The 19,129-nt window shown below is 61.1% G+C and carries 18 protein-coding genes and 1 tRNA gene; 11 read left to right on the top strand and 8 right to left on the bottom strand.

Annotated elements, in window-relative coordinates; translation table 11 throughout:
- Window positions 1-78: 78 nt before the first annotated feature.
- From P9239_RS13370 to P9239_RS13350, 5 genes are all read left to right on the top strand, one after another.
- Entirely contained in the window at window positions 79-255 is a 177-nt protein-coding gene (locus tag P9239_RS13370) for a DUF1328 domain-containing protein (RefSeq protein WP_159835737.1), read from the top strand.
- 91 nt (window positions 256-346) lie between these two features.
- On the top strand, window positions 347-508 hold the full coding sequence (locus tag P9239_RS13365) for a DUF1328 domain-containing protein (protein WP_040048814.1): 162 nt from the start codon (window positions 347-349) through the stop codon (window positions 506-508).
- A 167-nt stretch (window positions 509-675) separates the two neighbouring features.
- Window positions 676-1,251, top strand: coding sequence for a ferritin-like domain-containing protein (locus P9239_RS13360; RefSeq protein ID WP_309751562.1), 576 nt, complete (start codon window positions 676-678; stop codon window positions 1,249-1,251).
- 103 nt (window positions 1,252-1,354) lie between these two features.
- Window positions 1,355-1,987 carry a response regulator transcription factor gene (locus P9239_RS13355; RefSeq protein ID WP_309751560.1) on the top strand — a complete coding sequence of 211 codons (633 nt, stop codon included), beginning with the start codon at window positions 1,355-1,357 and terminating at the stop codon, window positions 1,985-1,987.
- 20 nt (window positions 1,988-2,007) lie between these two features.
- On the top strand, window positions 2,008-2,451 hold the full coding sequence (locus P9239_RS13350) for a response regulator (RefSeq protein WP_309751558.1): 444 nt from the start codon (window positions 2,008-2,010) through the stop codon (window positions 2,449-2,451).
- An 847-nt stretch (window positions 2,452-3,298) separates the two neighbouring features.
- On the opposite strand, the gene P9239_RS13345 is transcribed toward P9239_RS13350, so the two are convergent.
- The gene (locus P9239_RS13345) at window positions 3,299-4,570 is read right to left on the bottom strand and encodes an MFS transporter (RefSeq protein WP_309751556.1); all 1,272 of its coding nucleotides are present in this window, start codon (window positions 4,568-4,570) and stop codon (window positions 3,299-3,301) included.
- A gap of 101 nt (window positions 4,571-4,671) precedes the next feature.
- Window positions 4,672-5,019: a hypothetical protein gene (locus P9239_RS13340; protein ID WP_309751553.1), complete on the bottom strand. Its 348-nt coding sequence runs from the start codon at window positions 5,017-5,019 to the stop codon at window positions 4,672-4,674.
- A gap of 74 nt (window positions 5,020-5,093) precedes the next feature.
- Between P9239_RS13340 and P9239_RS13335 the strand changes: the two genes are divergently transcribed.
- The 3 genes from P9239_RS13335 (at window position 5,094) to P9239_RS13325 (ending at window position 8,213) form a co-directional block, all read left to right on the top strand.
- The gene (locus tag P9239_RS13335) at window positions 5,094-5,285 is read left to right on the top strand and encodes a hypothetical protein (RefSeq protein WP_309751552.1); all 192 of its coding nucleotides are present in this window, start codon (window positions 5,094-5,096) and stop codon (window positions 5,283-5,285) included.
- A 479-nt stretch (window positions 5,286-5,764) separates the two neighbouring features.
- Window positions 5,765-6,031, top strand: coding sequence for a hypothetical protein (locus tag P9239_RS13330; RefSeq protein ID WP_309751550.1), 267 nt, complete (start codon window positions 5,765-5,767; stop codon window positions 6,029-6,031).
- Window positions 6,032-6,245: 214 nt separating this feature from the next.
- The gene (locus P9239_RS13325) at window positions 6,246-8,213 is read left to right on the top strand and encodes an acyltransferase family protein (protein WP_309751549.1); all 1,968 of its coding nucleotides are present in this window, start codon (window positions 6,246-6,248) and stop codon (window positions 8,211-8,213) included.
- Window positions 8,214-8,364: 151 nt separating this feature from the next.
- Here the strand turns inward: P9239_RS13325 and P9239_RS13320 are convergent, their stop codons facing one another.
- Window positions 8,365-10,347, bottom strand: coding sequence for a hypothetical protein (locus tag P9239_RS13320; RefSeq protein ID WP_309751547.1), 1,983 nt, complete (start codon window positions 10,345-10,347; stop codon window positions 8,365-8,367).
- A gap of 645 nt (window positions 10,348-10,992) precedes the next feature.
- Between P9239_RS13320 and P9239_RS13315 the strand changes: the two genes are divergently transcribed.
- Window positions 10,993-11,178 (top strand): hypothetical protein, encoded by a 186-nt coding sequence (locus P9239_RS13315; RefSeq protein WP_309751545.1) that lies wholly within the window; start codon window positions 10,993-10,995, stop codon window positions 11,176-11,178.
- 220 nt (window positions 11,179-11,398) lie between these two features.
- Here the strand turns inward: P9239_RS13315 and P9239_RS13310 are convergent, their stop codons facing one another.
- Both P9239_RS13310 and P9239_RS13305 read right to left on the bottom strand, forming a co-directional pair.
- Window positions 11,399-12,268: a phytanoyl-CoA dioxygenase family protein gene (locus P9239_RS13310; protein WP_309751543.1), complete on the bottom strand. Its 870-nt coding sequence runs from the start codon at window positions 12,266-12,268 to the stop codon at window positions 11,399-11,401.
- Between the two features lie 1,282 nt (window positions 12,269-13,550).
- Window positions 13,551-13,635 (bottom strand) — tRNA-Leu (locus tag P9239_RS13305).
- A gap of 185 nt (window positions 13,636-13,820) precedes the next feature.
- Here P9239_RS13305 and P9239_RS13300 point away from each other — a divergent pair.
- Both P9239_RS13300 and P9239_RS13295 read left to right on the top strand, forming a co-directional pair.
- Window positions 13,821-14,405 carry a TMEM175 family protein gene (locus P9239_RS13300; RefSeq protein ID WP_309751541.1) on the top strand — a complete coding sequence of 195 codons (585 nt, stop codon included), beginning with the start codon at window positions 13,821-13,823 and terminating at the stop codon, window positions 14,403-14,405.
- A 4-nt stretch (window positions 14,406-14,409) separates the two neighbouring features.
- A complete protein-coding gene (locus P9239_RS13295) occupies window positions 14,410-14,871 on the top strand; it encodes a metallophosphoesterase family protein (protein ID WP_309751540.1) in 462 nt (153 codons plus the stop codon).
- A 57-nt stretch (window positions 14,872-14,928) separates the two neighbouring features.
- On the opposite strand, the gene proP is transcribed toward P9239_RS13295, so the two are convergent.
- The 3 genes from proP to argA form a co-directional block, all read right to left on the bottom strand.
- Window positions 14,929-16,404 (bottom strand): glycine betaine/L-proline transporter ProP, encoded by a 1,476-nt coding sequence (gene proP / locus P9239_RS13290; RefSeq protein WP_309751538.1) that lies wholly within the window; start codon window positions 16,402-16,404, stop codon window positions 14,929-14,931.
- A gap of 597 nt (window positions 16,405-17,001) precedes the next feature.
- Window positions 17,002-17,274 carry an oxidative damage protection protein gene (locus P9239_RS13285; protein ID WP_040048806.1) on the bottom strand — a complete coding sequence of 91 codons (273 nt, stop codon included), beginning with the start codon at window positions 17,272-17,274 and terminating at the stop codon, window positions 17,002-17,004.
- An 88-nt stretch (window positions 17,275-17,362) separates the two neighbouring features.
- Entirely contained in the window at window positions 17,363-18,733 is a 1,371-nt protein-coding gene (gene argA / locus P9239_RS13280; RefSeq protein WP_309751533.1) for an amino-acid N-acetyltransferase, read from the bottom strand.
- Window positions 18,734-19,129: the final 396 nt, after the last annotated feature.

The following is a 19,129-nucleotide window of genomic DNA, read 5'->3' as shown; positions in this document are numbered from 1 at the left end:
AAAAAGGAGCCAGCCCGAATGCGCGGGGGAAGACGAGCGGCTAGCATGAGTGCGTCATTCATTCTGCGGGGAGCGATCATGCTGAGATGGGCTTTGTTTTTCGCGATCGTCGCTGTGATCGCCGGGTTGCTGGGCTTCACGGGCATTGCCGCGGGCGCCGCGACCATCGCCAAGTTCCTGTTCGTGCTGTTCCTGATTCTGTGCGTCGTGTTTCTGGTGCTCGGGTTCGTCATCACCAAGAAAGCGGTCGATTAGCGGCGTCTGACTGCAACGCACGCTCGCCACGCCGGGATGGCGGTTGCCGCCATGCCCGGCCCGACCTGAGAACAATCACGAGGAGGGTCCCATGCTTCACTACGCAGCCGTTTTCTTCGTCATCGCGATCATCGCGGCGGTGTTCGGGTTCACGGGCATCGCGGCCGGCGCCGCTGAAATCGCCAAGATCCTGTTCTATATTTTCCTCGTCGTATTCGTCGTGACGCTGCTGCTCGGCGTCTTCAGGACGTAACGTCGCCTTTGCGTCGTGCCTTTGCTCGCTCGAGTCGCGCACGAGCGCGCAGCGAGCGGGCACGCCCCGTGCATCGGAGACGACGATCGAATAGCGGAACGCTATGACGCCACCTGGCGGACTCGCTCGAAGCGTCCGTCCAATCCCCATTTAACAGGAGCAAACACATGTCCAATTCGTCTGCTGTATCGAGTGCGCCGGGCCAGTCCACGGACGCTTTCGTCCTCGATGTGGAAAAAATCCGGAACGACGCGCGGCAGCACATGGACGAGGGCCCGGTCACGTCGACCTATTCCGCCGACCGCGAGACCGTACTCAAACTGCTGAACGACGCGCTTGCGACCGAATGGGTCTGCACGCTGCGTTACAAGCGCCATTACTTCATGGCGAAGGGTATCCATTCGGAAGCGGTGGCGAAGGAGTTCGCCGAGCACGCGACCGAAGAGCAGGAACACGCCGACATGCTCGCCGAGCGCATCGTGCAACTGGGCGGCTCGCCGGACTTTGCGCCGGACAGCCTCAAGTCGCGCTCGCATTCGGAGTACAAGGAAGGCGCCGACCTGATCGACATGATTCGCGAGAACCTGATCGCCGAGCGCATCGCGATCGACACGTACCGCGAAATCATTCGCTATCTCGGCGACAAGGATGTCACGACGCGCCGCATCTTCGAAGAGATTCTCGCCGTCGAGGAAGAGCACGCGGATGACATGGCCGACCTGCTGGAAGGCCGCAACGGCTGAGCGTCCCGGGCTTGAAAGCGCGGTGCGTGCTGCACCGCGCATCGGCCGGACGCCGCCTCGGTACAATCACCGTTCACTTATTACAGCAGTGCGGACGGCGTGAATGATTCGAGTCTTGATAGCCGACGACCATGCGATCGTGCGCAGCGGGTTCAGGCAGTTCGTCGCGGACGAGCCGGACATGGAAGTGGCGGCGGAAGCATCGACTGGCGATGAAACCATCGCGCTCGTGCGCGAAAACGCCTTCGACGTGGTGCTGCTCGACATCGCCATGCCGGATAAAAACGGCGTGGACACCTTGCGCGTCATCAAGCAGATACGGCCGCAGCAGGGCGTGCTCATGCTGTCGGGCTTTCCGGAGAGTCAGTACGCGATCAACCTGCTGAAGGCGGGCGCGAACGGCTACCTGAACAAGGACGCCGCGCCGGACGAGATCGTGCGCGCCATTCGCACGGTCGCGCGCGGGCATCGCTATCTGTCGGAATTCATTGCGGATGCGCTCGCCGACAAGCTCGACAAGCCTGCAGCCGAGCGCCCGCACGAGTTGCTCTCGGAGCGCGAATTCCAGATTTTCTGCAAGCTCGCGGGCGGCCGCATTCCGACGGAGATCGCGCAGGAACTGCATCTTTCGGTGAAGACGGTGAGCACGTATCGGGCGCGTGTGCTGGAGAAAATGCGACTCTCGAACAACGCCGATCTGACCTATTACGCGATCAAGAACGGCTTGATCGAATAGTGCTTGCGGAGGATGCCGCCGTGGGCGACCACATCATCACCGACCATTCGAACGAGCAACACGAGCCGCGCGGCGGGCCGCTCGCGGTGCTCCTGATCGAGGATTCGCCGCTGATTCGTCGCAGTCTCACCGAAGCGATCGAGGCGCTCGGTCCGTGGCGCGTAACCGCTTTCGCCGATGCACCCGAGGAGGCCATCGCGCTCTTGTCGTCGCAGCGGTTCGATGCGGTCATCGTCGATCTGCAGCTCAAGCGCGGCTCGGGTATCGATGTCCTCGCGTGGCTCAGGAACGCCGACGAGTCGAGCGCGGCGAAGGGCGCTTTCGTCGTCGTGTTGACCAATCACGCGTTGCCGGCGTATCGCGAGCGGTGTTTGCAGTATGGCGCGCGGCATTTCTTCGACAAGTCGCTCGAGTTCGACCGCGTGCTCGACGCGTTGGACGACTATGCGCGGGAACGTGCGTGAGCGTGTGGCGTCGTGCCTGCGGCGGGTTGGCTGATTCGTCGGGGTGCGTATAGGCGATCGACCGCCGGTCTACGCGTACCGTTTCGGTTTAGCTCGCTTTCGATTCGCGCGACGACGCCGCAAGCAAAATCGCCCGGCACGAACATCGCGTTGCTCTGCTCGTAGACACGAAAGCCGTACGCGGTGAGATCGCTGCCGCAGGCTGGCGGAAACGCGTTGACCGACTTCGCTTCCACGCGATTCCGGACGGGCATCCGCTCTTCGAGTCGCTCGCGGCCGCGTTGTGGTCACATGCCCAGCGGGCGGAATCGCTTCAGGCGCTCGTGCGACGTGCGCGCGAGTTGCATCCCGTTCGCCGTGCATCAGTTGCCGCAGGCGGTCATCGCGCTGAAGCAGGGCGCGGGCCGTCTGATTCGCGCGGAACCACGCGCTTCCGGACGGGCATCCGCTCTCCGATGCGCTCGCGGCCGCGTTGTGGTCATGCCCAGCGGGCGGAATCGCTTCAGGCGCTCGTGCGACGTGCGCGCGAGTTGCAGCCGTTCCCGTGCGTCAGTTGCCGCAGGCGGTCATCGCGCTGAAGCAGGGCGCGGGCCGTCTGATTCGCGAGGAAAGGGTTCGGGCTTGCGTCGATGTAACGCTCGTCGCGCTTCTCGCGGACCTCATCTTCGAGCAGCTGCGGCTTGAGCGGACGCGTGGCCGCTGCGCTTTCAGGACTCGGCGGGTCCGACCGTGAATCAGCCGCAGTTCGACGCAGATGCGAGCGTGCACATGCGGCTTGACTCACTTGTCGCGGACGTCATTCGCGATGCACCGCCGCTCGAATCCACGCGAACGTATGCGGCTTTCCTCACTCCTCGCGAACCTGACGCGATACCAGCCGCCGCTCGCGGCCCCGCCAGTGACTGAAGCCGGCGAGTCCTGTCGACGCGAGACCGACGAGGCAGACGCCCGTCCACCCCATCGCGTGCCATGCGACTGACGCGAGCGCCGAGCCCGCCGCGCCGCCGATGAAATACGCCACCATGTACACCGTATTGACGCGGCTGCGCGCGTCGGGCTTAAGCGCGTAGATGCGCGACTGATTCGAGATCTGCGCGGCCTGCACGCCGATGTCCAGCACGATCACGCCTACCACGAGCCCCGCGATGCTGCGTGCGGACAGCGCGAAGACGACGAACGACAGTGCGACGAGCGCAATCGACAGCGAGATCACCGCGCGCGGTCCGCGCTTGTCCGCCGACTTTCCCGCGAGCGGCGCGGCGAGCGCCCCCGCCGCACCGACAATGCCGAAGAGTCCCGCCGCCTGCGGCCCCATGTGAAACGGCTCGCCCGCGAGCAGGAGCGTGAGCATGGACCAGAACGCGCTGAATCCGGCGAAGAGCGCGCCGCCCGTCAGCGCGGCCTCGCGCAGACCGGGGTTCTCGACGGTGAGATGCCACATCGAGACGAGCAGCTTGCCGTAGGACAGCGTGGACGTCGGGCGGCTTTTCGGCAGCCGCATCATCACGACGATGGCGAGCGCGATGGTCGCCGCCACCGATGCGCCGAACACCGCGCGCCAGCCGAAGTACTGCGCGACGAAGCCCGACACCGTGCGCGCGAGCAAAATGCCGAGCAACAGGCCGCTCATCACGGTGCCGACTGCGTGACCGCGCTCGGCCGCCGGCGCGAGTTCGGCGGAGAAAGGCACGGCCTGCTGGGCGATCGTCGATACGACGCCGATCGCGAGGCTCGCCGCGATCAGCACCGCGAGCGTCGGCGCGGCGCTCGCGGCGACGAGCGATACGCCGAGCGCGGCAAGCTGCAGCAGGATCAGCATGCGCCGGTCGAACCGGTCGCCGAGCGGCGCGAGCACGAGCATGCCCAGCGCGTAGCCCAACTGCGTCGCGGTGGGCACGGCGCCGATCAGATACGCGTGCTGCGGAAAGGACGCCCGGAAGTCGCCGAGCAGCGGCTGATTGAAATAGATATTGGCGACCGAGACGCCCGCGATGGTCGCAAGCAGCCAGAGCGTGGCGCGCGAATAATGCGGATGTGGTTCGGGCGGATGCGGTTCAGGCGTGTGCGTGTGCGACGAGGAGGAATGCGGCTGATGCGATGGTTGCGATTGCGCGGACATGAGATCGTTCCGTCGGACGGCGGGAAGGCGGCGTGCGGCCAGCCGCCGATCATACTGGAGACGCGCGACGTCTGCCGAGCGCACCGTCGGCACGGCGCGCGTCACTCATCGTCGTCCGCCGGCGGCTTGGGTGCGAGGTTCGCGGGCGCGAGCCATTGGAAGCCGGTGAGCGTCGCGTCGCTGAACGTGCATTCGGCTGCGGCGGGCACCTCTGCTGTTTTTGTCGCGGGCGGCTTCGGCGGTGTCGCGATGACGCCCCGCACGACGACGCGCGAACCGTGGAAAGCGGCGTTCGAGCCGGTGATCTTGAGCGGCGCGCTCGCCGCGTCCGGATAATCGGCGCGCACCTTGTCCTTGCACGCTTCGGTATTGCGGTAATAGGACGTGCAGCCCGTCGCGAACACGAGCGGAAGCGAGAAAACGAGAAGCAGACGAGAGCGGATGTTCATCGAAGAAATCGGTCGATGTCCGACGCGGCGCGCGCATCGGAGCGTGATGTAAGTGTGCGGCGAAGCTTTATAACATGCGCGGCGGCAAGCGGATGACGACGCACCGCCTGCGCTCGCGGCCGCTTGTCGGGCGGGTCGGCACGGTAGCACAATCGGCAGAGGCGCTGATTACGGAGGCGTCCGCCATGCAAAAGGAAGTCGAAGCAGGGATTTACGTGCTCACGCTGGACACGACTCCCTCACCGCCGCCCGCTGATGCCCGCTGATGCCCGAGCGGATGCGCCCGGCGAAGGCTATGCGGTGCGCGTGCACGTGACGAGCGCCGATGTGCGGCCGCTCCACAGTTCGACGCGCGCGACGGATTCAGGCGAGATGAAGGGCGACCACGGTCCCTTCGCGACGGTGGCTAAAGCGCTCGTGCATGGCGAGGCGTGGGCCGGCGTTACATGTCGCGGATAGTGGAGCATGGGCTGTAGCGCTTGATGCGGGCAGGGACTTTGGCGTGCATCCAAGCATGAGGGATGCTAAATAACTCGCCGCCGCGTGCGGACTGCTCGATGAGCGCCGCAGTCTGTGCTGATGCCGCCGTGAAGAGTTCGTGCAACGAATACGCGGTTCACACCTGGTGCCGGGGACCGGACTCGAACCGGCAAGCCGTTAGGCGGCGGATTTTCGGTCTCAACGCACTCTATGCATGAACAGTTGTTGCGCTGGGCTTACACGGTATCTGAATGAAGACCGGCTCATGGAGATCATCGAGCCGATGCTGGGCGATGACCGGAACGAGGTTCCTATCGAAGGGCGCTTCACCGGAGAGTTCCGCCAGTCGCTGGTTCAATGCGACGACAACGTAGTCGCAGGAATGGTCTACGACGGAACGTCATTCTTGGAGTGCATTGAGCCTCCGAAGTCTGCGACCGCAGTGCTCGCGGAGAACACCGCGACGCGTAACGTGGTACTCGCCCAGGCGTGCGGTGATTGCTCCGCTGCGAGACGCAATAGATATCGGTGAGGCTACCGCTCGAAAGTGGTGCTTTCAGAGCAATGGAAACAGTACCTAAGGCGGGCGGTGCTGAGTGCCGGACGCGCCCGTCGGCAAAGGTAAAAGAGCCGCACCCCGATTGCGAAACTGGTGCACTAAGTAAGCTGATGTCGTTCGGGGGGCTTATGCGAGAGCGCCTATAATGGCGCGTTCGATATCACCCTTAGCTCCGGCTTGACGCGAAATGAAGAACGAGATCAAGAAGTTAAGCCGTCCGCTTTTGAACGACGGCCATCCGGCGTATCGAAAGGACATTGACGGGTTGCGTGCTATCGCCGTTGCCTCAGTGTTGCTTTTTCATGCTTTCCCCAGCTTGTTACCCGGTGGATTCATCGGCGTCGATATCTTCTTTGTGATCTCGGGGTTCCTGATTACGACAATCCTCGTCGGGTCATTGGAATTGAACCGCTTCAGTATCACGGAATTCTATTCGCGTCGAATCCGCCGAATCTTTCCGGCTCTCATTGTTGTTTTCCTGGCTAGCTTCGTTGCTGCTTGGACCATGCTGTTGCCGCAGGACTTTATTCAGTTCGGCACAGAGATGCTGGCTGGAGCGGCCTTTGTATCGAACTTCGTTCTGTGGCACCAAGCAGGATACTTCGATGCTGCATCTGTCACGAAGCCGTTCCTGCACCTTTGGTCGTTGGCGATCGAAGAGCAGTTCTACGTGGTATGGCCGGTGGCTTTATTCTTAGTCTGGAAGTGGAATCGACGACTCGCCGTTATGGCGGTCGTGGCGACGGTGTTCTCATTCGTCGCGTGTGTCGCCCTTACCATGCATGATCCGGTTGCGGGATTCTATTCGCCCGTCTCAAGATTCTGGGAATTGATGATCGGGGCGCTCCTCTCGTTCTTCATGTCCTCGACGAGCGTGCACTCGGCTCGCCGACTCGTAGAGCGATTCGGCACTGTTGTCGGGGCGACTGGACTGGTTCTGTTCACAGTCGGTTTCGTTGTTCTAGACGAGCACAGGGCGTTTCCGGGATATTGGGCGTTGCTTCCAACCGTCGGTGCATGCCTTGTTATTGCAGCGGGTCCGCAAGCGTTGCTGAACCGATTTGTGCTCGGATCCCGACCGATGGTATGGATCGGCTCGATCAGTTATCCGCTGTATCTGTGGCACTGGCCGCTTCTTGTTTTAGGGCGGCGCATTCCGACATTTGATGCCGATTGGAGGTTGCGAGGCGGCGCACTGGTCGTGGCGGTCATCCTCGCTTGGCTCACATTCAAGGTCGTCGAGCGGCCACTCCGGTTTTCTATCCGGCCCCGCTATGCGGTGTCTGGTCTCGCCGCGTCTATGATGGTTATGGCTTCGATCAGCGGAGCAGCGGTGATGTCCAACGGATTTCTCGTCAGATTGCCGGCGGACCTGAGGCCATTCGCGACGCCGATCGACTTTCAATGGCAGGCGGACGTTCGATCGGGTACGTGCTTTATTCAGGAAGTCAGCGTCAGCACACGTCCTTCCTACTGCATCGAGAAGCAGCGGCCTCTCGTAGCGCTGTGGGGCGATTCTTTCGGCGGCGCGTTCTATCAAGGTCTTCATTCGCTCCAGGAGAATCACAGCTTCGGGGTTGCACAACTCACTCAGTCGGCGTGCCCGCCGTTGTTGAATGTCAGCTTCGAATACCGAAAGAACTGCGCCGACATCAATAAATCGGTGCTCGAGTCGCTCAAGGAGCTGCAGCCGCAGGTGCTCGTTATGGTTTCTGCGTGGACGCATGGTGACTATTGGATGGAGTATCCGGCGATTGTCGAGAAGGTCGGTGAAACGCTTGGAGCGGTCAAAGCGACTCTGCCAAACACCAAGATTGTGGTCGTGGGACCGGCTCCAATGTGGAACGGCAGGCTCCAGGACGTAATGCTCAAGTACTACACGGATACGCCGGGCCATCCAGCGCCTCCGCAATATATGCTCTACGGAAGAATCCCGCGCCCGCAAGAGCTTGATCCACTTCTTCGCGAGGCTGTCAAAGCGAGCGGCGTTGAGTACATTTCTCTGCTCGACTTGCTCTGCAATCAGTCCGGCTGCTTGACTAGAGTCGGCTCACAAGCGACTGACCTGACCGCGATTGATTTCGGCCACCTCTCTTTGGCAGGGGCGCGATATGTAGCACAGAAAATGGCAGGCGAGATCCTGCCATCCAAATAGGCCTGAGTTTCGACGCGGGCCTATCCGGTGTCGCTTGGTTAGTGCGATAAGCCGCCTTCGGGCGGCTTTTTGTTTGAGTCACCTTCGGGTGGCTCTTCTTTCGAGCCCTGCTTGCCTGGAAGCGATACGGTGTCGGTAAATAGTGTTGACATCAACGCATTTCCGATCGCCTGGACGGATAAACCTGTGTCGATCGGCTGATTGAGTTTGGCGCGTTGCGGGACCTCCATTCTGCGATTGCCAGGAGGGGCAGCAGGATCATGAACAGTTGCAGTTCTGACAGGTACGCGAACATGGTAGCTGGCGCGAGCAGAAAGAACACGCCGGCGCGCGTTACAGCTGCGAGCGCCAATATTCCCGTAGCCGGGATTCGGCGCGTCATCATTGCCAGGATGCCGGCCAGAATGAGCGGAGGCAGGTGAGTCGCGATCGACGCGTACAAATCGATGATCCGCTTCGTTGCGCTCTGCGATAGATGATCGAGGCGCGACAGGCCCGAGAGTTCGCGAAGAAGCACATGATCAGGTCTCGTGCTGAAGAGGTGATCGCGGAAATTGTAGTTTTCAGTAGGCATCGCGGACTTGAAGCCGCCGGTGAGCCGTAACGCTGCACGCTCCTCATTCAGCAGCATCAGCATGGTGGCGCCTCGCATTTTCAAGTATGTCGCGGGATACCGAAGCAGCATGCGGAGGTAGACTGATTTGAGTTGCGACAAGGACTGTGGTGACGGAGCCCCCTTGTTTTTCTCATGCCAGTAGACAATTCCAAATGGATTCCAGTGCTCTTTGGCGTATGGCACGTCAATGACATTGTCTAGAACCTGAGTCAGCTCGTCCTTGTCGGTGTCGCTCACCGAATTCGCATTCAGGTATCCGACAAGAGGGTTGATCAGTGCCGCTTCCTCATAGAGACGCTTTTCGCCTTGCACATAACTGTCCCCCCGGAACAGGTAGTATTCCAACGCCGGATTAGCTGCCAAGCACGCCATAGCTGTAGCCAGCGCGCATAGGAGGCTGCGCGACGAACGCTGAAGTGTCACCAATCCCACCAGCAATACGAATACGAAGGGAATATTGTCCACACGCAGTAAAGCAAGGGCGAAACCTCCCAGAACCAGCCCCAACGTGCTCGCAAACGAAGGCTTTGGCGCGCCTCTCATGGTCGTGTACGCCAGTACACTGTAGGCGGTGAGCAGGATTGCGTTGACCGAGTCCCGTAGTTCGGTAACTACGACTATGGACGTAGATGTCAGGCCAGCACAGAGCAAGATCCAGGCAGCGATGATGGAAGGCGACGAACCGCTCTTCATCGCCGTCAAGGCGACCCATATCAGGACAATGAAGAAAACGACCATGCGTAGAACAAGGGCGACCTCTAGTCCGCCTAGGTTTATTGATGCCGATGTGATGAGGGGATACCCCAGGCCATACCAGAGAGACATTCCAGGGCTTCCATGCTGTACTACGGGAGAAAATGCATCCCAACCGAGAACGGTCGGCCAAGAAAATAGCAGCATGAAGGCAGACCAGATTGCAGCAATGCAGAAGACAGAAGTGACCGCGGCTCCCTGCGCGTGCTTGAAAATGGAATTGGCCAACTGCTTGATCTTAATGAGCGGGAGAGCAAGCAGCACAATACAGCCTGCCATGATTGCCGTGCTGAGCTTGCGGGCGATTTCCGCCCGGCTATCAGGTTCGGCAATCGATGAATACTTGTAGACCCCAGTCTCGGTCTCTGCGAGCGGAAGGAAAGCCCCGGAATCAGGCGCAAGACGGAAAACGTCTAACTTGTGCCCCTGCAAATCTGGGAAGGCAATACGTCGCACGGAGTGGGTTGGCGCCTGCCAGGACGGAATCTGAAGGTAGGCGCGTGACCAGCCGGCGCGTACGCCCGTCACCGTCTTTATAGCGATGAAGAATAGGCGCGCTGTTCCACCGGATGGGTTTTCTGGAGCGGCAGTAGCTTGAACAATTGTGCCTGTATCGCCTTCCTTGACATGGGCACTTGGCCTGGCTCCGCTATCAAATTCGACCAACCGGATGGAGGTTGGATCGCCATTCGCTATCTGCCAGATTCTCGTCGGGGCGGTGTCAAAGGTAATCTGGTCGACCTTGGCACCTGGTAGATCGACCATGTTGCTAGTCTGACCCGAGGGAAAAGGGAAGGCAAGGCGTGGCCTGAATCCGTGTCCTGCATCAAGGTTGATGGTTAGCTTTGGCAGGTGTGCTGATCGATCATGCAGTACAACGACCGTCAGATTTCCGGATGGGGCGCGGGGGAGCACATAGAGAAGCGTCAGAATGGAAGCCAGAGCCGCCAAGAATGCGACCCATGCGTACGAACGGTTCCTACTCGTTTGATTTGATTGTTGCATTGAGTGCAATGTGCTGAGTGCATGCTACGCGGCTTGCCGACCTATGCAGCAGGGTTTCTTGCTGCTACTTGAGAAATACTGCGCGGTTTGCCATTCTAACTGCCTGATCGACCGAGCCATGGCTGCTCGCCCGGAGCGGGCTTTCTCAACACTTCTCAAACGTCGGCGAATTGCATCGCCAGTTCGATCGGCTAACGCTCTTCCCATCTGCGTGATTGGTACGCGTATCGCGACCAGATCATGCGGGCAGGGTGGATGGCAATAGATTACCGGTCATCCGTCTCCAAACCCCGCCTTGTACGGGGTTTCTATTGCCGAAGCCACTTTTTGAATCCACCTGAGCATGTAGAACGACAACTCGACATTGATGAGCGCTTCGCCAAGAACGATCAGAGATGCGAGGATATGCAGGCACAGATCGACAGCCGATTTGCCGGTGTCCACGAGTCGATCGAAGAGAGCACAGCGCTGACGAAGGCGGCCGATGAGCGGTCTCGACGCATCGAGACGAACACTTGGGCGCTCGTCGGCATATGCAACCGGGCAAGGCAAAGCGCGACGTTCTTCGCGCGCACCGCGCGCTCCCTTTGAAGCACAGCCATGGCCTTGGCTCCGTTGCTCACAGTGGCCGGTGTGGTATGGACGATTGCGCACGGCAAGTGGCCGGGAGAGTGACGGCGAGCGGTAAGCCGTTCGACATGCACTCATACGGCACCGGCGCTGCGGGTGCAACCGAGCGAAGCCGGGAACGGCTAGCAAGGCCAATACAGGCGAGAGGAATCGGCCAAATCATGGCCGACGGTCGGGACAGCTATTCCTTGAAGAGTTCCGCGTGTTCAGCTTCGAACCGCGCTCCTCGACGTTCGTATATGGTTGACCGCCAGTCGTACTTCTCGCCGACCACATTGTTCAAATCTGAGAATCGAAAGATCTGGACTGACCTGCCCCGATCGGCCGAGGTGTTCGGTATGGAGCGATGACACATCAGACTATCGAATAAGGATACGTCTCCGACTTCCCACAAGTAGCGTTCGTGTCGGAACTGCTTCATCAACTCGTCGCCATTCATTACCCGGAACGCTCCGTTTTCGTTTCGTTCGCAAGGCAGTACGCCAAGTTTGTGCGATCCCGGCCAGTACTCGAGTCCCCCCGCATCTCCGTACGGACGAGATAGCCCGAGATAAAGCGTCGCTTGTCGCGGAGATTGCATCAGGTATTGATAGTCTTGGTGAATCGGCAGATTATATCGGTGGAACTCTTCCCCCGGCATGAAGAGATGCAACGTGTCGCCCGCTTGGGGTGTTGCAATCACCGCATCGTTGCCAAAGATTTTTTCCAGCAATCGAGTGACGAAGTCGGCGAATTTAATTCGATTCCCCGCCGCGAACTTGTTCGGCTGTGTCCCCATATCGGCGACAATGCGACCGTCCAGCGGCGCAATCCGTTTTAGCCTGACAAGGATGTCACCAATATCCTCACCTTGCGCAATACGCTCGCCATATCGCGCGAAGATTTGGCCGAACATGAACCGAATTGCGTCAAGGTAACGAACAAAGTCCTCATTGCCGGCGAGTAGGCCCGGCATCACGACGAGTCCATGCTCAGCATAGCATTCACTCAATTCATCGAGATGGCTGGCCACGTCATCTGGCTTAAGTCCCGAAAACACCCAAGGATCCAAGCTCCCTCCTTCAGAAATCAGACAAGAAATGCGTGAGAGAACTGAAATTGGCCAGCAACTTTTTATCGCTGATCTTCGTATTCCAATTCGACACTGCAAACGGACACGCGGGAGCGTATCCCATCGAGTTTGAAAGATAACCCATGGAGACATCTTCGATTTGTCGAACTACGCGAGAAACACGTCGTTTTTCGAGTCATCGGCTCCGGTCTTCAAGCCGATGCGGTCGTCGAGCGTCTTCGGCCGGTTGAGCGTCCGCCCAATCATCGAGGCGATGAAAGCGCGATTTCACCCGGTCTGACCGCAATTGTTAGGCGAGGCGGCGCATTCCCATCATCCTCATCATCCGCCGCAATCGCCCGCACCCAGAACGCGCATCACCTGTGGGCGTGCGTGCGCATTGGTGGCACAGGAGAATAGTAAAAGCCCGGCGGGGCCGGGCGAAACGCTTTGCCGAGGCCACATCAGCAGTTAGAAGTGTGCGCGGCGTGCGACTGGGTGAAACCGATCACGGTCTCCCCTGACGATTCTGTTGAAACGAAGCGGCAACTGCTCGCTCACGAGCTAGCAGTGAAGAAGAACTGCAGTGCTCGCTAACTTGCGCATTTATCTCGTCGGCGCATTCGCGAGCGTCCTCGGGAGGCCGCCCCTGTCCCGGTAGAGCCGAATGAGAACTCGTTAGGCTCCTTGTCCCAAACAGCGTCGTAAAAACATTCGAAGTCCGCCAACATCGAGTTAGTGACCGTGTAGAACGCTGGTATCGATTCCGGCAGTCGGCCGCGCAAGAGCCCCAGTCTCCCGACGTTCTTGTTGTAGATCTCCTGATCGTCCGCAGACGCCTTTACCTTGAAAATCTGCTTTTGGTGACCCGCTTCTACGGCTGCGGCGTAGGCCTCGATCATTTCCGGAAACTGTCGACGATCCACGATTGCAACGAGCGAGTCGATGGCGCCTCGAAACGACAGTGCGAGAGCGCGCGACTTCCGTTGTTTGTCCAGTAGGTCCTTTCCGGCCGCGCTGAGGAAGCCGATGACGCCACCAGCAATGGTTCCAAGTAGTGCGGCGTCTGCTATCGCTTCAGTCTTCCATAAGATATTGCGCCATGTAACGCCGGATGCTACGCACGCGGTTCATCTGTGCTGTTCTCGGCCCGCCGCAGACACGCGGATGCCTCGACATGGATGGCTCCAGGAGTGTCGTCAGAATTGACTCTGGCACAAAAAATACACACTGCCATTTTGACGCGTCACCGCCGTGAGCCCAACAAGGCTTATTGGCACAGTGGTGCCGGGGACCGGACTCGAACCGGCAAGCCGTTAGGCGGCGGATTTTAAGTCCGCTATGTTTACCAATTTCATCACCCCGGCAGGGCGGACGCGATTCTACCATTGCGCCGGGGCGCGCCAAAACCGCCTCGACGCGCGATCCGCCGCACACGCGCGTCTATTGAAAGCCATTCGACAACCCCGCACGCCTCACGCATAATCGCCGACGGACCGGCGCGCCAGAGAACGCGCGCAACGGCAGGCCGTCGATCACGCAAGGACACAGGATGGGCAAAAACCGGCTCGAAGCGTTCAGCGATGGCGTCATCGCCATCATCATCACGATCATGGTGCTGGAACTCAAGGTGCCGCACGGCCACGACCTGTCCGCGCTCGCGCCGCTCGTGCCCGTGCTGGCCGCGTATGTGCTGAGCTTTATCTACGTGGGCATCTACTGGAGCAATCACCATCATCTGCTGCACGCCATCGGGCGCGTCAACGGGTCCGCGCTGTGGGCGAATCTGCATCTGCTTTTCTGGCTCTCGCTCTTTCCGTTCACGACCAACTGGATGGGTGAAAGCCACATCAGCGCCGTGCCGACCGCCTGCTACGGCTTCGTACTCTTCATGACAGCGGTCGCGTGGTACATCCTCACGCGCGTGCTCATCGCCATGCACGGCGAGAACTCGCCGCTCGAACGCGCGGTCGGCGCTGACCGCAAGGGCAAGCTGTCCGTGCTGCTGTATCTGCTGGCGATTGCCGTGTCGTTCTGGCAGCCGTGGGTCGCGGCGCTCATCTATACGCTCGTCGCCGCCGTGTGGCTCGTGCCCGACCGGCGCATCGAGCGCATGCTCGCGAGCGAAGGGCATTGAATCGATGACAACGCGCATCGGCCTCATCTCCGACACGCACAATCTGGTGCGCCCCGAGGCGCTCTATGCGCTGCGCGACTGCGCCCATATCATTCATGCAGGCGATATCTGCAAGCGCGAAGTGCTCGACGCGCTCGCGCAACTCGCGCCGCTGACCGTCGTGCGCGGCAACAACGATGTCGCCGAAAGCGTCGCGCATTTGCCGGAGCACGCACGCATCGAGCTGGCCGGCGCGACGATCCACGTCGTGCACGATATCGCCGATGTGCCCGCGCAGCTCGATGGCGTCGATGTCGTCGTGACCGGGCACTCGCACAAACCGGTCATCGCGCGGCGCGGCGGCGTGCTCTTCGTGAATCCGGGCAGCGCGGGGCGGCGCCGCTTCAAGCTGCCGATCAGTGTCGGCTTGCTCGACATCGGTGCGAACGCGAGCATCGAAGCGCGCATCGTCACGCTCGTCGCATAAAAAAGCCGGCGTCCGTTGCGGACGCCGGCCTTTCGCGGCTCACATCAAGGCAGTCGCTTACGCGCGCACCGTGCCTTCGGGGAAGCCGTCATCCATGTCGGCCGCTTCGCGATGGCCGCGCAGGATTGCGTGCGCTTCCGAGTGCGTCGCGACCGCGGGCGGCGAGCCCTTCAGCGGCTTCTTGGCGGTTTCGTGCAGCGCGAGCACGGAGACGATGCCGATCACCGACGCGCCCATCAGATAGTACGCGGGCATCATCAGATTGCCGGTCTTGTCGACGAGCCATGCCGTGACGAGCGGCGTCGTGCCGCCGAAGAGCGACACCGACACGTTGAAGCCGATGGCGAGCGCGCCGTAGCGGATCTTCGTGGGGAAGAGCGCCGGCAGCGACGACGGCATCACGCCTGTGAACGTAGACAACAGCGCGCCGAGAATCATCATGCCGGCGAAGATGGACGGCACCGTGCCCATGCGGATCAGCGAGAGCGCCGGAATCGACAGCACCAGCAGCCCGACACAGCCCGCGAGCATCACCGGCTTGCGGCCGATCTTGTCGGAGAGGCGTCCGGCCAGGAGCGTGAGCGGCATCATCAGCACCATCACCACGAGCACGATGAAAAGCCCATGCGTCTCGTTGAACTTGAGCGTGGCGGACAGGTAGCTCGGCAGATACGAAAGCGCCATGTAGTCCGTCACGTTGAAGATCAGCACGAGACCCACGCATTGCAGCAGCGGCTTCCATTGCGCGAGCAGCGTTTCGCGGAACTGCGCCTTGGTCGTTTCGTGCGCGGTCGCTTCCATCTTGTCGGCTTCGCGCTGAAACGCGGGCGTCTCTTCGAGCTTCATGCGGATATAAAGACCGATCAGCCCGAGCGGCCCGGCGACGAGAAACGGAATGCGCCAGCCCCAGCTCAACAGCGCGTCTTGCGAGAGCGCGCCTGTCAGCACCGCGACGACGCCCGCGCCCAGCACGTAGCCGACGAGCGTGCCGAATTCCAGAAAGCTCGCCATGAACCCGCGTTTCTTGTCCGGCGAGAATTCGGCGATGAACGTCGCCGCGCCGCCGTACTCGCCGCCGGTCGAGAAACCCTGCACGAGGCGCGCGACGAGCAGCAGCACCGGTGCCATCACGCCGATGCTTCCATAGCTCGGAATCAGGCCGATGCAGAACGTGCCGATGGCCATCATGATCATGGTCATCGCGAGCACGCGCTTGCGGCCGATGCGGTCGCCGAGCGGGCCGAACACCATGCCGCCGAGGGGGCGCACGAGAAACGCGGCCGCGAACGTGCCGAAGGTCGCGAGCAACTGCGCAGTCGGGCTGGACGAGGGGAAGAACACCTTGCCGAGCGTCACGGCGATGTAGCTGTACACGCCGAAGTCGAACCATTCCATCGCGTTGCCGATGGCCATGGCGCCGACTGCGCGCTTGAGCAGCGATTGATCGACGATGGTGATGTCGTCGAGGGAAAGGCCGGTAGTTTGATTCGATGAGTGGCGCTTGCGCCAAAGGCCGTCGTTCATGGCGGTCATGTGTTGAAGACTCCGTGTCGAATGCCGGATAGTGCAGTTTCGCGACGGCGCCGCCAGCCGTTCGCCACGTGGGAACGCGAGCGAATGGCTTCGCCGGGCGTCGGACTAAAACGCCCGAAGCCGACGATCGGAAGAAAAGGGCGGTGCCGGTGCCTCGCGGCGAAAGTCGCGAAATTGCACTCGGATAAAACAAACGAATTTGACGCGCGGACGGCGAGCCGGGAGGCTGCCGCGGGTGGAACCGCAACGTCGGCGAAAAACCAAGGCTTGGGACGAAAAAGGCCGGCGTACTGCTAAACCGACAAGCCTCTTTGTATAAAAACTGTCACTACCACGCGTTACCCGATGAACGGTGCGCCGGGCAAGCCGCGCGTGAATGATGGTGAAGTGCTGTTGATAACGAGCAAGATGATAACACGATGACAGACGATCTGCAAACGGACCCAAGATCGAGCCGGCCCGGGAGCGGCGCTATCCCTTACTGGGCTTAGGATTGCGCCTAGTCTTGTCCGACGTCTTGGATGTTCTAAACGGTACGTCCGGGCATTAAAAAACCGACCGCGAAGGGTCGGTTTTTCGATGATCGCAAGCGAGGAATCAGCTTTGCGGCGGCACGTAGCCCGACGCCGTATCGGCGCCTTCGCCGAAAAAGTACTTTTCGGTCTGCTTGATCAAATACTGGCGCGCACGCGGGTCGGCCATGTTCAGGCGATTTTCGTTGATGAGCATCGTCTGCTGCTTGAGCCAGCCTTGCCACGCTTCCTTCGAGACCGTCTCGTAGATGCGCTTGCCAAGTTCGCCGGGCAGCGGCGGGAAGTCCAGTCCCTCGGCTTCCTTGCCGAGCTTTGCGCATTGAATCATTCGGGCCATCTGTTTCTCCTGTATCGACCGGTGTCGGCTTCGCCTTCCGGTTCCATGATTTCCGATTTTGGAAGCGCGGCGCGCGTCCGTTGTCAGTTCAAAGCTGTTTCATCAAGACGAGCGATTTGCGCTGCCAGTTGTAAAGGCGGCGGCGGTCTTCCGGCAGGTCGTCCACAGTCACCTTCACGAAGCCGCGCTTCAGAAACCAGTGCTCCGTGCGCGTCGTCAGCACGAAAATGCGCGTGAGACCGCGTGCGCGGGCGCGCTGCTCGATGCGCTTCAGAAGCCGCTCGCCGTCCCCGGAACCTTGCGCTTCAGGCGCGACCGTAAGGCAGGCCATCTCGCCGATGCGCTCCTGCGTGTACGGATACAGCGCCGCGCAGCCGAAGAGCACGCCGTCGTGCTCGATGACCGAAAAGTGATCGATGTCCCGCTCGATCTGGTGACGCCCGCGTCGCACGAGGGTGCCGTCGGCTTCGAGCGGCTCGATCAGCGTGAGAATGCCGCCGACGTCGTCAGGCGTGGCCTCGCGCAGGCTTTCGAGGTTCTCGTAGGAGATCATCGTGCCGACGCCGTCGTGCAGGAAGAGTTCGAGCAGCACGCTGCCGTCGAGCGTGTACGGAATGATGTGCGCGCGCGCCACGCCGCCGCGGCACGCGCGAATCGCGTGCTTCAGATAGAACGCGGTGTCGCCCTGCAACTCGCCGGATTCGTGCAGCCGGTACGCGTCGTCGAGCGACATTTCGCGGACCAGTGCGCCTTCCTGATCGACGAGGCCCGGAATCTCGGTCACGAAGATGATCTTGTCGGCGCGCAGCGCGATGGCGGCGGCGGACGCGACGTCTTCCATCGACAGATTGAAGGCTTCGCCCGTCGGCGAGAAGCCGAGCGACGACAGCAGCACGATCTTGTTGCTGGCGAGCGACTGGCGCACCGAGTCGCCGTCGATCTTGCGCACGACGCCCGTGTGCTGGAAATCGACGCCATCCAGAATGCCGACCGGCCGCGCCGTCACGAAGTTGCCGGACACGACGCTGATGTGCGCGTGCGCCATCGGCGTGTTCGGCAGGCCCTGGCTGATGGCGGCCTCGATGTCGAGACGTACTTCGCCAGCGGCTTCCTTCGCGGATTCGAGCGCGCGGGCATCCGTTATGCGCAGTCCATGCGAGAACGACGACTCGACGCCGTGCAGGCTCAACTGTTCGTCCAGCTGCGGACGCGAACCGTGCACGAGCACGATCTGGATGCCCATGGCATGCAGCAGACCGACGTCCTGCACCAGCGCGTTCAGCCGTCCTTCCTGCACGAGTTCCCCACCGAACGCGACGACGAACGTCTTGTTCCGGAACGCGTGAATATAGGGCGCCACGGAGCGCATCCAGTCGACGAACTGGCCGAGGGAAGTCGGCGCGTCGGCTTCGCTTGCGGCCGGCTGCGACGCGAGGGTGAGGTCGGTTTGGGAATTCATGCCGGGATTATAATGCGACGCTATGCCGAATGTTTCCAGACGCCCCGTTCAGCCGGGCCAGCCGCAATCCGCCGATAAGACCCTCACCGCTCAGGAGCAGTTGAAGAAACTGCGCGATAACTTGCTGCGCGACGCGCGGCCGAGCGAGGCGCCGGGCGAATCAGCCGGGCTCAGCAAGAAGGAGTTGGCGGCGCGGCGGTTTGCTGGGGCGCAGGAAGCGGCGGGTCCTCGTGGTGAATCGAAGCAAACGCAGACATCGCGTGACGCGCATCAAGCGCGCGCGACGAAGCCGTCTGGCGACGGGAGTCCAGGAAAGCAAGTCGCGAGCGGCGAGCGCAGGTCGGACGCGGCGGAACGGCACCGCGGGACGCACTCGGGCGCGGGAAACGCAGTACA

It is taken from the genome of Caballeronia sp. LZ062 (assembly GCF_031450785.1).
Lineage (GTDB): Bacteria > Pseudomonadota > Gammaproteobacteria > Burkholderiales > Burkholderiaceae > Caballeronia.
Note: the sequence above shows the minus strand (reverse complement) of the source record. Positions and strands in the feature narration are given on the sequence as shown.

What these genes read in the sequence shown, in the direction of transcription:
- P9239_RS13360 (WP_309751562.1), top strand. Translation starts at nt 676, where the DNA reads ATGTCCAATTCGTCTGCTGTATCGAGTGCGCCGGGCCAGTCCACGGAC.
- P9239_RS13370 (WP_159835737.1), top strand. Translation starts at nt 79, where the DNA reads ATGCTGAGATGGGCTTTGTTTTTCGCGATCGTCGCTGTGATCGCCGGG.
- P9239_RS13345 (WP_309751556.1), bottom strand. Translation starts at nt 4,570, where the DNA reads ATGTCCGCGCAATCGCAACCATCGCATCAGCCGCATTCCTCCTCGTCG.
- argA (WP_309751533.1), bottom strand. Translation starts at nt 18,733, where the DNA reads ATGAATTCCCAAACCGACCTCACCCTCGCGTCGCAGCCGGCCGCAAGC.
- P9239_RS13335 (WP_309751552.1), top strand. Translation starts at nt 5,094, where the DNA reads ATGCGCGGCGGCAAGCGGATGACGACGCACCGCCTGCGCTCGCGGCCG.
- P9239_RS13295 (WP_309751540.1), top strand. Translation starts at nt 14,410, where the DNA reads ATGACAACGCGCATCGGCCTCATCTCCGACACGCACAATCTGGTGCGC.
- proP (WP_309751538.1), bottom strand. Translation starts at nt 16,404, where the DNA reads ATGACCGCCATGAACGACGGCCTTTGGCGCAAGCGCCACTCATCGAAT.
- P9239_RS13325 (WP_309751549.1), top strand. Translation starts at nt 6,246, where the DNA reads ATGAAGAACGAGATCAAGAAGTTAAGCCGTCCGCTTTTGAACGACGGC.
- P9239_RS13365 (WP_040048814.1), top strand. Translation starts at nt 347, where the DNA reads ATGCTTCACTACGCAGCCGTTTTCTTCGTCATCGCGATCATCGCGGCG.
- P9239_RS13315 (WP_309751545.1), top strand. Translation starts at nt 10,993, where the DNA reads ATGCAGGCACAGATCGACAGCCGATTTGCCGGTGTCCACGAGTCGATC.
- P9239_RS13300 (WP_309751541.1), top strand. Translation starts at nt 13,821, where the DNA reads ATGGGCAAAAACCGGCTCGAAGCGTTCAGCGATGGCGTCATCGCCATC.
- P9239_RS13330 (WP_309751550.1), top strand. Translation starts at nt 5,765, where the DNA reads ATGGAGATCATCGAGCCGATGCTGGGCGATGACCGGAACGAGGTTCCT.
- P9239_RS13320 (WP_309751547.1), bottom strand. Translation starts at nt 10,347, where the DNA reads ATGGTCGATCTACCAGGTGCCAAGGTCGACCAGATTACCTTTGACACC.
- P9239_RS13355 (WP_309751560.1), top strand. Translation starts at nt 1,355, where the DNA reads ATGATTCGAGTCTTGATAGCCGACGACCATGCGATCGTGCGCAGCGGG.
- P9239_RS13340 (WP_309751553.1), bottom strand. Translation starts at nt 5,019, where the DNA reads ATGAACATCCGCTCTCGTCTGCTTCTCGTTTTCTCGCTTCCGCTCGTG.
- P9239_RS13285 (WP_040048806.1), bottom strand. Translation starts at nt 17,274, where the DNA reads ATGGCCCGAATGATTCAATGCGCAAAGCTCGGCAAGGAAGCCGAGGGA.